Annotated in this window: 11 protein-coding genes; 1 reads left to right on the top strand and 10 read right to left on the bottom strand. The window is 58.5% G+C overall.

Annotated elements, in window-relative coordinates; translation table 11 throughout:
- Window positions 1-34: 34 nt before the first annotated feature.
- The 5 genes from ABJ076_RS20115 to ABJ076_RS20135 form a co-directional block, all read right to left on the bottom strand.
- Entirely contained in the window at window positions 35-775 is a 741-nt protein-coding gene (locus ABJ076_RS20115) for a type 1 glutamine amidotransferase (protein WP_348193025.1), read from the bottom strand.
- Window positions 765-1,379: a bifunctional nicotinamidase/pyrazinamidase gene (gene pncA, locus ABJ076_RS20120; protein ID WP_348193027.1), complete on the bottom strand. Its 615-nt coding sequence runs from the start codon at window positions 1,377-1,379 to the stop codon at window positions 765-767. Before pncA ends, ABJ076_RS20115 begins: the two co-directional genes overlap by 11 nt.
- 157 nt (window positions 1,380-1,536) lie before the next feature.
- Window positions 1,537-2,454 (bottom strand): methionyl-tRNA formyltransferase, encoded by a 918-nt coding sequence (locus ABJ076_RS20125; protein WP_348193030.1) that lies wholly within the window; start codon window positions 2,452-2,454, stop codon window positions 1,537-1,539.
- Window positions 2,455-2,541: 87 nt separating this feature from the next.
- Window positions 2,542-4,215 carry a formate--tetrahydrofolate ligase gene (locus tag ABJ076_RS20130; RefSeq protein ID WP_348193032.1) on the bottom strand — a complete coding sequence of 558 codons (1,674 nt, stop codon included), beginning with the start codon at window positions 4,213-4,215 and terminating at the stop codon, window positions 2,542-2,544.
- A 251-nt stretch (window positions 4,216-4,466) separates the two neighbouring features.
- Window positions 4,467-5,492, bottom strand: a complete 1,026-nt coding sequence (locus ABJ076_RS20135) for a DUF2817 domain-containing protein (protein ID WP_348193035.1) — start codon at window positions 5,490-5,492, stop codon at window positions 4,467-4,469.
- A gap of 174 nt (window positions 5,493-5,666) precedes the next feature.
- On the opposite strand from ABJ076_RS20135, the gene ABJ076_RS20140 reads away from it, so the two are divergent.
- A complete protein-coding gene (locus ABJ076_RS20140) occupies window positions 5,667-6,059 on the top strand; it encodes a GFA family protein (protein ID WP_348193507.1) in 393 nt (130 codons plus the stop codon).
- Between the two features lie 23 nt (window positions 6,060-6,082).
- On the opposite strand, the gene ABJ076_RS20145 is transcribed toward ABJ076_RS20140, so the two are convergent.
- The 5 genes from ABJ076_RS20145 to ABJ076_RS20165 form a co-directional block, all read right to left on the bottom strand.
- The gene (locus ABJ076_RS20145; RefSeq protein ID WP_348193038.1) at window positions 6,083-6,613 is read right to left on the bottom strand and encodes a hypothetical protein; all 531 of its coding nucleotides are present in this window, start codon (window positions 6,611-6,613) and stop codon (window positions 6,083-6,085) included.
- A 125-nt stretch (window positions 6,614-6,738) separates the two neighbouring features.
- Window positions 6,739-6,885, bottom strand: a complete 147-nt coding sequence (locus tag ABJ076_RS20150) for a hypothetical protein (RefSeq protein ID WP_348198165.1) — start codon at window positions 6,883-6,885, stop codon at window positions 6,739-6,741.
- A gap of 218 nt (window positions 6,886-7,103) precedes the next feature.
- The gene (locus tag ABJ076_RS20155; protein ID WP_348193041.1) at window positions 7,104-10,229 is read right to left on the bottom strand and encodes an efflux RND transporter permease subunit; all 3,126 of its coding nucleotides are present in this window, start codon (window positions 10,227-10,229) and stop codon (window positions 7,104-7,106) included.
- Between the two features lie 12 nt (window positions 10,230-10,241).
- Complete coding sequence (locus ABJ076_RS20160) at window positions 10,242-11,423, bottom strand: efflux RND transporter periplasmic adaptor subunit (protein WP_348193044.1); 1,182 nt, start codon at window positions 11,421-11,423, stop codon at window positions 10,242-10,244.
- A 91-nt stretch (window positions 11,424-11,514) separates the two neighbouring features.
- Window positions 11,515-12,069: a TetR/AcrR family transcriptional regulator gene (locus tag ABJ076_RS20165; protein WP_348202648.1), complete on the bottom strand. Its 555-nt coding sequence runs from the start codon at window positions 12,067-12,069 to the stop codon at window positions 11,515-11,517.
- Window positions 12,070-12,132: the final 63 nt, after the last annotated feature.

Here is a 12,132-nt window from a genome sequence, read left to right on the forward strand (position 1 = left end):
CGCCGCCGGTTGTAGAGCGGTCAAGCGTGATCTCTCAGGCGCTCCGCCTGATGCGTGCATCGGCGACGAGATCGATCCAGCTATTGGTGAAGGCGGCGCAGAAGGCGCAGGCCCCGGCTTCATGTTGTTCCAGTTCCCGCGCGATCTGCGGGCGCCATCCTGGCCGTTGTGCATCAAGATAGCCGGCATGTGCCGTGCTCCAGCGTTCCGCCAGGGTGCGTCCGACCTCGAAATGGAACTGGGTACCGTAGCTCATATTACCGACCGAATAGGCCTGATTCCGATATGCCTTGCTTGTCGCGAGGTGGATTGCGCCGGGAGGGAGGGTGAAGGTATCGCTGTGCCATTCGAAAATCGGAACATGAGGGTCAAGAATGGCGGTCAGGGGATCTTTGATGCCTGCCGCTGTAGGCGTGACCGGAACATACCCGAATTCAAGCTCGTCTCCGACGATATTGCCGCCGCCATGAGCCCGGGCGAGCAGTTGCGCGCCGAGGCAAATGCCGAGTACCGGACGGCGTGCTGTATCGAAGGCTCGGATCAAGTCCAGCAACGGCGGGAAATAGGGAGAGCCGCTATCGTCCAGCGCATTCTGGTCGCCGCCGAGTACGATCATGCCATCATGATCGTCTGGTCCGACGGGCAGTGGCGTCCCGTTGAAGGCTTGAACGACATCGAGCGTGATACCGCGATCGGCAAACGTAACGGCCATTTCGCCGACATCAGTCCCCTTGTAATTCTCGATAACAAGAACGCGCAATTCTTCAGATCGCATTGGATGTCGTCACTGTAATGCCGTGCTCGGCCAGCTCTGCCCTGGCGGCAGCAAGAGATCCGTCAAGATCGATGGCCCGGCATGCGTCTTCCAGCAATGTGACCTTGAAGCCGAGCTTGGTTGCGTCGACAGCGGAGAAACGGACACAGAAATCCGTAGCGAGCCCAACCATGATTAGGTTCTCAACAGCGCGTTCGCGCAGGTAGCCGGCAAGCCCGGTGGTGGTCGTGTGGTCGTTCTCGAAAAAGGCGGAGTAAGAATCGATTTTGCTCCGGTACCCCTTGCGGATGATCAGGTTGGCGCGATCTGTCTCAAGGCCGTTGTGAAAGGCGGCGCCGGGGGATCCTTGTACGCAATGTGTCGGCCAGAGCACTTGAGGACCGTATGGCATGTCGATCAGGGTGAAAGGATCGCGGCCCGGGTTGTTGGCGGCGAAGGAACTGTGATCGGAGGGATGCCAGTCCTGGGTCAGGACCACATGATCGAACCGCTGCATCATCCTGTTGGCGACCGGCACCACGGCATCTCCGTCAGCGACGGCGAGGGCACCTCCGGGGCAGAAATCGTTCTGCACGTCGATTACGATAAGGGCTGTTTCACTCATGGCATTGCTCCGTTCCACCTACTTAAAGGCACTCTAGAGATGAAAATCTGCGAACAGAAGCGGTCCCGTTCATCCATGGTCATGAAAAAAGAACGGCCCCGCTTGTGGCGGGGCCGAGTGCGCATTGGGCAGGGGACGTTCGGGGAGTTATGCGTATTCAGGTACCAAAACGAGCCCCGACTTCGAGGCCCTGTTCGGCGATAAAGTCCTTGGCGGAGATCTTCTTGCCGCCGTCATAGCGTACGCGCTGGACAAGAATACCGCCGCGTCCGGCATTGATAACGAAGCCGTTGTCGGTGATGGCGCAGATCCGGCCGGTCCGGCCGGAGCCGTCGGCTTTCTGGCTGTTGAAGATTTGCAGCTCCTTGCCGTTCAGCGTCGTCCAGGCGCCGGGTTGCGGGTTGCAGCCGCGGATCTGGTTGTAGACCTCGGTCTGGCTGCGGTTCCAGTTGATCTCGCCATCCGCCTTGCGGCACCAGCCTTCATAGGTGGCTTTGGACTCGTCTTGCGGTGTGTGTGGCGGGTTTCCGGCGCGGATCAGGTCGATGCTTTCAAGCACTGCTTCAATGCCGAGCGGGAAGACCTTGTCGAAATAGACCGAGCCGAGCGTGTCGTCCGGGGTGATCTCGACTTCCTTCTGGACGCAGATGTCGCCTTCGTCGAGCCCGTCGTCCGGATAGAAGATCGTGAGGCCGGTTTTGTCCGCGCCCCAGATGATCGGCCAGTTGATGGAGGAGGGGCCACGATGCAGCGGCAGTAGCGACGGGTGGAAGCAGAGCGAGCCGTGTTTCGGCACGTTCCGGGCTTCTTCCGGTATGAAGATGATGACATAGGCCATCATCATCAGATCGGCGTTCCAGCTCTTCAGTTCCTCGATCACTTCGGGAAGGGAATAATCGGCGGGCTGACATACGGTCAGACCGTGCTCAAGGGCGGCTTCCTTGACCGGATCGACCGGGCGGCCTTCCTTGTCAGGCGCCGTGTAGACGGCAACGATCTCGTCTTCGCCCTTTTCCAGAATGGCTTCCAGCGCCGCCTTACCGAAGGCCTGCTGTCCGTTCAGGATAATGCGCATTGTGCTCCCTCCCCACCGCCCGGCGCGCCCCGGGCGGACATGCTGATTGAAAGGCGCGGGAGCGGAATGCCCCCGCGCCGTATCTTATTAGAACAGGCCTTCGATCTGGTCCTGATCGTTCAGCGTGATCTTCTCGGCGGCCGGGACACGCGGCAGGCCCGGCATGGTCATGATATCGCCACAGACCGCAACAATGAACTCCGCACCATTGGAAAGACGGACTTCGCGGACCGGAAGTGTATGACCGCTGGGTGCGCCCTTGGCGTTCGGGTCGATCGAGAAGCTGTACTGCGTCTTGGCAATGCAGACCGGGAACTTGTCGGCGCCGAGCGCTTCGAAATCCTTGATCTGGTTGAGCACTTTCTGGTCCGCAACCACACCGGAAGCATCGTAGATGTTCTTGGCGATGGCTTCGATCTTCTGCAGCAGGCCGAGATTTTCGTCATAGAGAGGCTTGAAGTCGGCGCTGCCACCTTCGACCAGTTCCACGACCTTCTTCGCCAGATCCTCTGTACCGGCGCCGCCGTCGGACCAATGGGTGCAGATAATGGCCTCGACGCCCTCGGATGCCAGCTCATCACGCACCGCGTTGATTTCCGCGTCCGTGTCGGTAATGAAGCGGTTTAGGGCGACAACGACCGGCACACCGAATTTCTTTGTGTTAACGACGTGACGCTTGATGTTCGAGGTGCCCTTGACCACGGCCTCGATATTTTCGGTGCCAAGATCCTCCTTGGCGACCCCACCATGCATCTTCAGGGCCCGGACGGTGCCGACGACGACTGCTGCTGACGGCTTCAGGCCAGCCTTGCGGCATTTGATGTCGAAGAACTTCTCGGCGCCGAGATCGGCTCCGAAACCGGCTTCGGTCACTACATAGTCGCCAAGCTTGAGGGCGGTTTTAGTGGCCATCACAGAGTTGCAGCCATGGGCGATGTTCGCGAACGGGCCGCCATGAATGAAGGCCGGGTTGTTTTCCAGCGTCTGTACAAGGTTCGGGGCCAGGGCATCGCGCAGCAGTACGGTCATGGCGCCGTTGGCATCGACGTCGCGGGCATAGATCGGCTTACGGTCGCGGGTATAGGCCACGATGATGTTGCCGAGACGGCGCTTCATGTCTTCCAGATCGGTCGACAGACAGAAAATGGCCATCACCTCGGAGGCGACGACGATGTCGAAGCCGTCCTCGCGCGGGAAGCCGTTGGCCACGCCGCCGAGGGAGTTGGCGATCTGGCGCAGAGCCCGATCATTCATGTCAATGCAGCGCTTCCAGGAAACCCGGCGTTCATCGATACCGAGCTTGTTGCCCCAGTAGATGTGGTTGTCGATCATCGCGGCGAGCAGGTTGTTCGCGGCGGCAATGGCGTGGAAGTCACCGGTGAAGTGCAGATTGATGTCTTCCATCGGCACGACCTGGGCGTACCCGCCACCGGCGGCGCCGCCCTTCATGCCGAAGCATGGGCCAAGGCTCGGCTCGCGCAGGCAGATGATGGCTTTCTTGCCGATCCGGTTCAGCGCGTCACCGAGGCCGACAGAGGTCGTGGTTTTGCCTTCGCCCGCTGCTGTCGGGTTGATGCCGGTAACCAGCACTAGTTTGCCGTCCGGGCGGTCCTGGATGGATTTGATGTAGTTGAGGTCGATCTTGGCCTTCGTGTGGCCGAAAGGCTGAAGAGATTCGGCCGGAATTCCCAACTTGTCGCCGATCTCCATGATCGGCTTCATTTTAGCTTCGCGCGCAACTTCAATATCGGACATGACCATGGTCTAAAGACCTCCCCTGGCGTGATGCGGCTTCCGAGTCCCGAACGGGCCCTTCGCTCTTGTTCTTGGTATATTGGTATACCAAGTACCTAATGGCGTAAACGAAAGTTTTCGGTTCTCGGAAACGTGTTGCAAAAGATGCGGTTGCATTTGGTCGCGTTGACTTTTTCGACGCTATAAAATTTCCGACCTGTTCTGAACCGTGATTGTCATCGTGTCGGTTAAGAGTGTGCGTGACGTGGCTTAATTGATCAGGCCGTGAGCTCTTCGAGGATAGCGCGGCATCCGGATACGCCTTGCGTATAAACGGCTTCCAGCCATGCCGGGTCGTCGCAGAAGAGCGCATCCCGCAGTTCCGCCTTTATCCGGCGTCCAAGCGGCGTGTGTGGATCGCCGTGGAACTTCAGCCAGGTGTCCGCCCTATGCATGGTGACGATATGGTCAATCGGGCGTGTTCCGAATTCCAAGATGACTTTGATGGGCTCCATCGCACAGGCGACATCGTCGAGCACGTCACTGGCTACATGACTGATCTCGCTGCTCGCGGCGCCCTTTCTTGGCGCTGTGTCTCGGCGTATTGCTTCCAGGGAACCGTATTCACCGAGGCCTGTATGCAGGTCAGCAATTGCCAGCCGATCAGCTCCGGCGCCATGCCGGGCGACAATCCCAGCGAAGTTCGCAATCGTCCAGCACCGAGATGTGCCGCCGAAGAAGAGGCCGTCCGGATGGGTATACTGACCGGCCAGAACCTTCCGGCTGAATTTCTCGAAGCCGTTTTCCTCGATATAGGCCGTGATCCGGGCCTCGGCCGCGTCGCGCTCTGGACCGGACCAGACCGCCGGGCAGAGCGCGTCATGCAGTGCGTCGTAATCCGGGTTTTGCGGCAGGGTTTCGAAAGAGAGAAGATTGTTCCGGTTAGGATCGATATTGTTCTCATCCGTCCGGGTCATTGCGGCAGAGCCGTGCGGGTTGACGCCGTGAATAAAAACGGCGGCCGTATCCGCCGGCAACCACGCCTCAATCTCTTGCAACAGGCCGAGCTGGATGCCGGATCCGGTTGTCAACTCAGTGCCGTGCACGCCGGAACTGACGAACAGCACCCGGCGCGCGCGGTCCGGCCCAATCCTGACTGTATCGGTCGCGATCTCGGCCGGAAATCTCGAGCTCAGCGGATGGCGCGCGGTCTCCAGCGCGTACCCTTTGTCTTCGACGGCATGCAAGAAACGTTGCCGGGCCGTGAAGTAGGTGTCGGAAAAGAGGCTATGGGAAGGATGCATGATCTTTGGCCGTGAGGGTGAAGAACGTGTCGATGATTAGGCGTTGTTCATACCAGTATGCAATGACCATTGGTCGGGGCAGGCAATTGGAGCTGGTTATTGACAGGAGGGAACAAAAAAGGAACATTCCCGCTTTAAATCATTACCGTGCCGGGGAGCTGGATCGTGGGAGAAATGGTTAGGGAAGGCGGGTGTCTTTGCGGCGCGGTGCGTTTCGAGATTTCCGGGGAAATGAAGCAGCCGGTGGCTTGCCATTGCACCATGTGCCGCAAGCAGGCAAGTCAGGCTTGGATTTCCTCCACCTTGAACAAGGAAGATCTCCGAATCTCCGAGGATAGGGGACTGAAATGGTATCGCTCCAGCGATAAGGCACGCCGTGGGTTCTGCTCGGAATGCGGCTCCGCACTGTTTTTCGTGGATACGGACAGTCCGAGGATCTCAGTATCGCTGGGGGCGCTTGACGGTCCGTCGTCCTTGGTTGTCCGTGGGCATATCTATGTCGCAGACAAAGGGGACTATTACGGGATCGCGGACGACCTGCCGCAATTTCCAGCATCGGATCACTGATTTTGGCAAGTCTGACAGGTGCGTCAGACGGACATGCCTGAGAACTGTAGGAACTCTCCGGTCAGGTCCGTCGAGTTGTCCTTCGCGATTACGTCCGTCACCGTGGTTCGCCAAACACCCAGCAACAGGTCCTCGGCACAATGTTTGTCTTGGTGAACGCCAAGCGGCAGCAAAGCAGTGAATATCCTCAGAGGGACATCGTCTATTGAACTGTATCGGACCTCATGGATTTTGGGCCATTTGTCCCGTCCCGCTTCCAGAAACAGTGCAAGAATATGATCGTGATCGGTATTCTGTATCCGCATTGTGTCGCTGGCCAGCGAGCCTCGTTTGAGGCGGGGGGCCAGTTTGGAAACTTCGGAGCCGATCAGATCGTAGCGAAAATCTGTTCCGTTACCCAAGTAGTGACCGAGGCAGAGGTGCGGGAGAAGTTCGGGGCCGATCACTACAGGGTCAAGGTCCCTGCGTCTCTTTGGTCCGCGCAGAGCGGCCCAGATTCTGATCAGCCGACCTATGCGCACAAAGGCGGCATGCTTGTCAGTATCTGCGCCCATGGGAGTGTGTTTCGTTGGGCTTGGACCTGAGAACGCCGCTTTTTGCGAACGTCTATTCTGGCTCATCTCCATAAGTGACATGGCACCCTGAACCGTCCGACAAATCAAGAAATTGGCGAATAGCTTCAGGTGCCGAGACGCCGGGATCGAGTCGGCGCCTCGATTGAGATTGAGCTAGTAAGCATCTGGCAGCATTTCACCAGCATGCCGTCCGACAGCTTTCGGGCATTGCCGAATTTGCTCTTCAGGTCGTCCAAGGGGGCTGCGCGCACCTGCATAGATCTTCGACGCGTTCAGCTTCGATTAATGCTTCGACCTCATTGGCGGAGCATTAATCGAGGGCGGAGCATTAATCGAGCCAGGTTTTTGCGCTTGCCATTATAACGCGTTCGGGCGTCGGGCGACAAACTCCGCAGCAGGTCGTCGATGTCGCCATGTCTGTCTTGCCGGCAGAAAGCGAGCCCTCTGCCGGCTTATAGGGTCAGCCAGTCTACTCCGTCGCTTCGGGGGCTTCTTTCGGAGCCTTCTTCCCCCCAAAGAGGGTCATCACGAAGACAAAGAAGACCGGCACGAAGAACACCGCCAGAACGGTTGCCGAAATCATACCGCCGAGCACGCCTGTGCCGATTGCATTCTGGCTGGCCGCACTTGCGCCAGTCGCGATCGCCAGCGGAAGCACACCGAAGGAAAAGGCGAAGGATGTCATCAGGATCGGCCGGAAACGCAGACGTGCCGCCTCGACCGTAGCATCCATCAATGATTGACCCTCTTCCCTGAGATCTTTGGCGAACTCGACAATCAGGATCGCGTTTTTAGCCGACAACCCGATGATGGCGATCAGGCCAACAAGGAAATAGACGTCGTTCGGCATGTCGCGGAGCATAACAGCGGCCACCGAGCCGATTGCACCGAGCGGCACTACAAGCATTACCGAAATCGGAATCGACCAGCTTTCGTAGAGGGCAGCCAGAAGCAAAAACACGAAGAGGATACTGAGCCCGATCAGGAGTGGTCCCTGTGCGCCGGACTGAATCTCCTGCAAGGATTGCCCGGTCCATTCATAACCGAAGCCGGGACCGAGATCTTCAGCGATCCGCTCAACTTCGGCGATTGCCTGGCCAGAGGAGTAGCCCGGAGCGGCCTCGCCACTGATCCGGATCGATGGATAGCCATTATAACCGACCACCTGGGCCGATCCCTTTTCCCACTCAATGTTTGCGAAGTTCCGCAGGGGTACCATGCCGCCATGGGTGTTGCGCACCGTAAGGTCCAAAATGTCCTCCGGCTGCATGCGATACCCTTGATCGGCCTGAACCGTGACGCGCTGCATACGGCCGACGTTGGGGAAGTCGTTCACATAGTCGGAGCCAAGGTGCGTCGAGATGGTGTTATTGATATCCGCGAAAGTCACACCGAAGGTGTTCGCTTTCTCACGGTCAACGACCAGGTTCACCTGAGGGGCATCTGGCAGACCCGAGATGCGGACACCGGCAAGCACCGGGCTCCGCTGGGCCGCCGCCATCAGTCGGCCTGTGCCTTCGACCAGTGCCGCGTGTCCGAGACCAGCGCGATCCTGAAGACGGAAGTCGAAGCCGCTTGAATTACCCAATCCGCGGATTGGCGGTGGCGAGAGGGCGAAGACAAAAGCATCCTTGATGCCGAACAACCGACCGTTCGTCCGTCCGGCGATTGCGTCCGCTGAGTCTTTAGAGCCCCTGACACTCCAATCCTTCAGCATCACAAAGGCAAGTCCGGCATTTTCGCCGGTGCCGGAGAAGCTGAAGCCCGACACGGCGATAATCTGTTCCACTCCGGGCTGGTCCATAAAGGCCCCCTCCACCTGCTTGACAACATCCAGCGTCCGCTCGCCGCTCGCGTCGGCGGGGGCCTGTATGCTGGCCAGCAAATAGCCCTGGTCTTCGTTAGGGATAAAGGCTGTTGGTAGCTGGATCCATGCCCAGCCGAGACCGGCCAGAAGGGCGAGGTAGATCACCATGAACCGCCCTGCACGCGAGGCGATCCGGCGAATAAAAGAACTATAGCCGTGTGCGGTTTTGTCGAAACTCCGGTTGAACCATCCGAAGAACCCGCGCTTCGCCTGAGCATGACCTGCCTCCACGGGTTTCAGGATGCTGGCGCAAAGTGCAGGGGTCAGAGAAAGGGCCAGGAACCCGGAGAACAGGATCGAGACCACCATGGTTAGACTGAATTGCTCGTAAATAACCCCGACGGCACCGGGGAAGAAGGCCATGGGAATAAAGACGGCGGTCAATACCAGCGTGATGCCGATAATTGCTCCGGTAATCTGCTTCATTGCCTTGCGCGTCGCGTCGTGTGGAGACAGGCCTTCCTCGCTCATGATGCGCTCGACATTTTCGACCACAACGATGGCATCGTCCACGAGGATACCGATCGCCAACACCATGGCGAACATGGTCAGCACATTGATTGAGAAGCCGGTCACATACATCACGGCACACGTACCCAGAAGGGCAACAGGCACCACAAGGGTGGGAATGATCGTGTAGCGGAAGCTTTGCAAGAAGAGGAACATCACGATGAAGACGAGCCCAACGGCTTCAAGCAGCGTGTGCAGCACCTTCTCGATGGAGATTTCAACGAACGGGGCTGTGTTGTAGGGAATCTTGTACTCCACGCCCTCGGGGAAATACCTGGCGAGTTCCTCCATCTTCGCTTCGATCTCGTTCGCCGTGTCGAGCGCGTTACCGCTTGGAGAAAGCTGCACGCCCATGGCCGCGGATGGATTACCGTTCAGGCGTGCCGAGGAGGTGTATGACTCGCCCCCGATCTCGATCCGGGCTACATCCTTCAACCTTACTGAAGAACCGTCGATATTGGCGCGCAAAACGATGGCGCCGAATTCCTCTGCCGTTCGGAGCTGACCTTTAACCAGTACGCCGACCGAGATTCGTTGGCCGTCGACCAATGGTTTGGCGCCGATCCGGCCAGCCGCCACCTGAGCGTTCTGAGCCTCAATTGCGCCGACGACATCGTCAGTCGTGAGGCTCAGTCCCAACATTTTGTCGGGATCCAGCCAGATGCGCATGGACTGTTCAGTGGAGAAGAGGCGTGTATTTCCGACACCCGGTATCCGGCGAATTTCGCCCTCGATGTTTCGGCTGAGATAATCGCCGAGCATGATCGCATCCATCGACCCGTCTGTGGACGCAAGTGTCATAACGAGCAGATAGCCGGTTCCGGCCCGCTCGATCCGGACACCCTGGCGGGTGACGGCTGCGGGGAGGCGTGCCTCCACGCGGCTTATCCGGTTCTGTACTTCGACTTGCGCTTCGGCGACGTCGGTGCCTGGCTCGAAGGTGACGGTTATGCTGATCTGGCCGGAGGCGTCGGATGTTGATTCGAAATAGAGCAGTCCCGGAACGCCGTTCAGCTCATCCTCCATAGGGCGCGTCACGCTGAGATACATGTCATCGGGAGTCGCGCCGGGATAATTGGTGCTCACCGTGATTTGCGGCGGAGCAACACTCGGATACTGAGCGACTGGTAGAAAGGGAATCGCGAGGGCGCCGGCCAGCATAATGAAAATGGCGACGACCCAGGCGAAGATGGGGCGGTCAATGAAGAAATGTGCCATGTTTGATATGCCTTACTGGGCGCTTGAAATGGCAGCCTGCTGCCATGGTTGCGGCGTAACCTTTGCGCCGGGCCGGATCTTCTGGAAGCCCTCGACGACGATTTGTTCGCCAACGGCGAGTCCGCTCCGGACAATCCAACGATTGCCACTGGTGGCGCCAAGCGAGATGCTGCGCAATTCCAAGATATTATCCGGTTTCACCACATATACTTGGGCGTTTCCGGCTGTATCGCGCTGTATCGCCTGTTGTGGGACGGCAACCGCATTGTGACGAATGCCTTGTTCGATGCGGACGCGGACATACATGCCGGGTAGAAGGGAGAGCTCGGAATTGGGGAATTCGCCACGCAGTATAATCTGGCCTGTGGTTGAATCGACTGTGCTTTCCTGCAGAAGGAGCCGGCCAGTCTGCGGATAGCTGGCGCCATCAGCGTACAACAGGTGAATGGTCGCGGCCCCGTCTTCGGAGACAGAGATGTTCCCGCTATCCATCGCCTTGCGGAGCGCCCGGAGCTGCTCGGCTGACTGGGTGAAGTCAGCATAGACCGGATCGATCTGCCGGATCACAGCAAGAGGATCCTCGCCGGTCGTGGAGACGAGCGCACCTTCCGTAACAAGTGCGCGGCCGATGCGGCCGCTGATCGGCGCCTTGACTGCGGTATATTGCAAATTGAGCTCTGCCGCCGCGACCCCGGCCTGAGCCGATGCGACATCTGCATCCGCTTGAGCGAGCGACGCTATTGCGTTGTCGAGTTGCTGAGCGCTCGTGACTTTGCGGGAGCGCAGCTCTTTTTGCCGATCGGCCTCAAGCCGTGCTTGTTTCTGCACAGCCTTGGCGCGTGCCATGGTCGCCTGTGCGCTGTCGGCCTGGACTTTGTAGGGGGCGGGGTCAATCCGGTAGAGCACGTCACCCCGATTTACCACATCGCCTTGCTTGAAGACGCGGCTGACGATCAGGCCGGAGATTCGAGGGCGGACCTCGGCGATGTTGAGAGGGGCGATCCGACCGGGGAGTTCATTGACTACCGGAATGTCCTCGGCTGCGGTGACGATGGTGCTGACCGGCATCGCTGGACGCGATTTCTGTGCTGTCGCCGCCTGTTTGTCTTCAGTCCCGCCAATATCGCAGGCGGTTAAGGCGGGCAGCACGACTGCAACCAGTGCCACAGCCCGGAAAGTCTTGGAAAGGGGCATAACGAACTCCTGTGAATTGACCCGGCTTCTATCTCTGAGGATGTGCTGCGGGTTTTATGGGCAAAAGGGTGGTGAACAATAAACGGGCGACTCAAGGGGAATCCGTCACCTCGTCGCACGCGCGTTCTTCAGGCTCTTGTTCAACGAGCCACCGAATTTCGGAAAGCAATTGTTTTCGTTCCTCGCTCGGCCACTTGTGAAGGCCTAGCCGTTCCAGTGCTCTTAGGCCTTCAAGAGCCAGAAGAGCAAGCATTGAGCCACGCGGGTTTTCTACTGTTTCCTTCACACGAGTAATACGCTGCGCAATCATTTCCTGCACTGGGTGACGTAAGTCTGCATCCTGTGCGACGACGGCACAGAGGCTGAGCATGACAGCGCCGTCCTCGTCCGAAGGCTCCTGCAGTTCGGAACTCAGTTGAGCGCGAATTGCAGCGTTTGGGATATGGCCGAGCCCGTTTTCGATGTGTCGAAGCTTTGCGTTTTCCGAGGCGATGCGCCGCTCGACCAGGGCTTTGATCAGCGCCTGTTTTGTCTTGTAGTCGTAAAGCACGCTTGCCTTGCTTATGCCGGCTTCAATGGCAACGGCTTCGAGAGTCAGTTTTCCAGCGCCGTCTCGGACTGCAACAGCTTGTGCCGCATCCAGCACGGCGTCACGGTCTATCGATCTGGGGCGCCCAACCATTATAATCCTGCATTGTGTTTATTTCCG

This window comes from Nisaea sp. (assembly GCF_039990255.1).
GTDB lineage: Bacteria > Pseudomonadota > Alphaproteobacteria > Thalassobaculales > Thalassobaculaceae > Nisaea.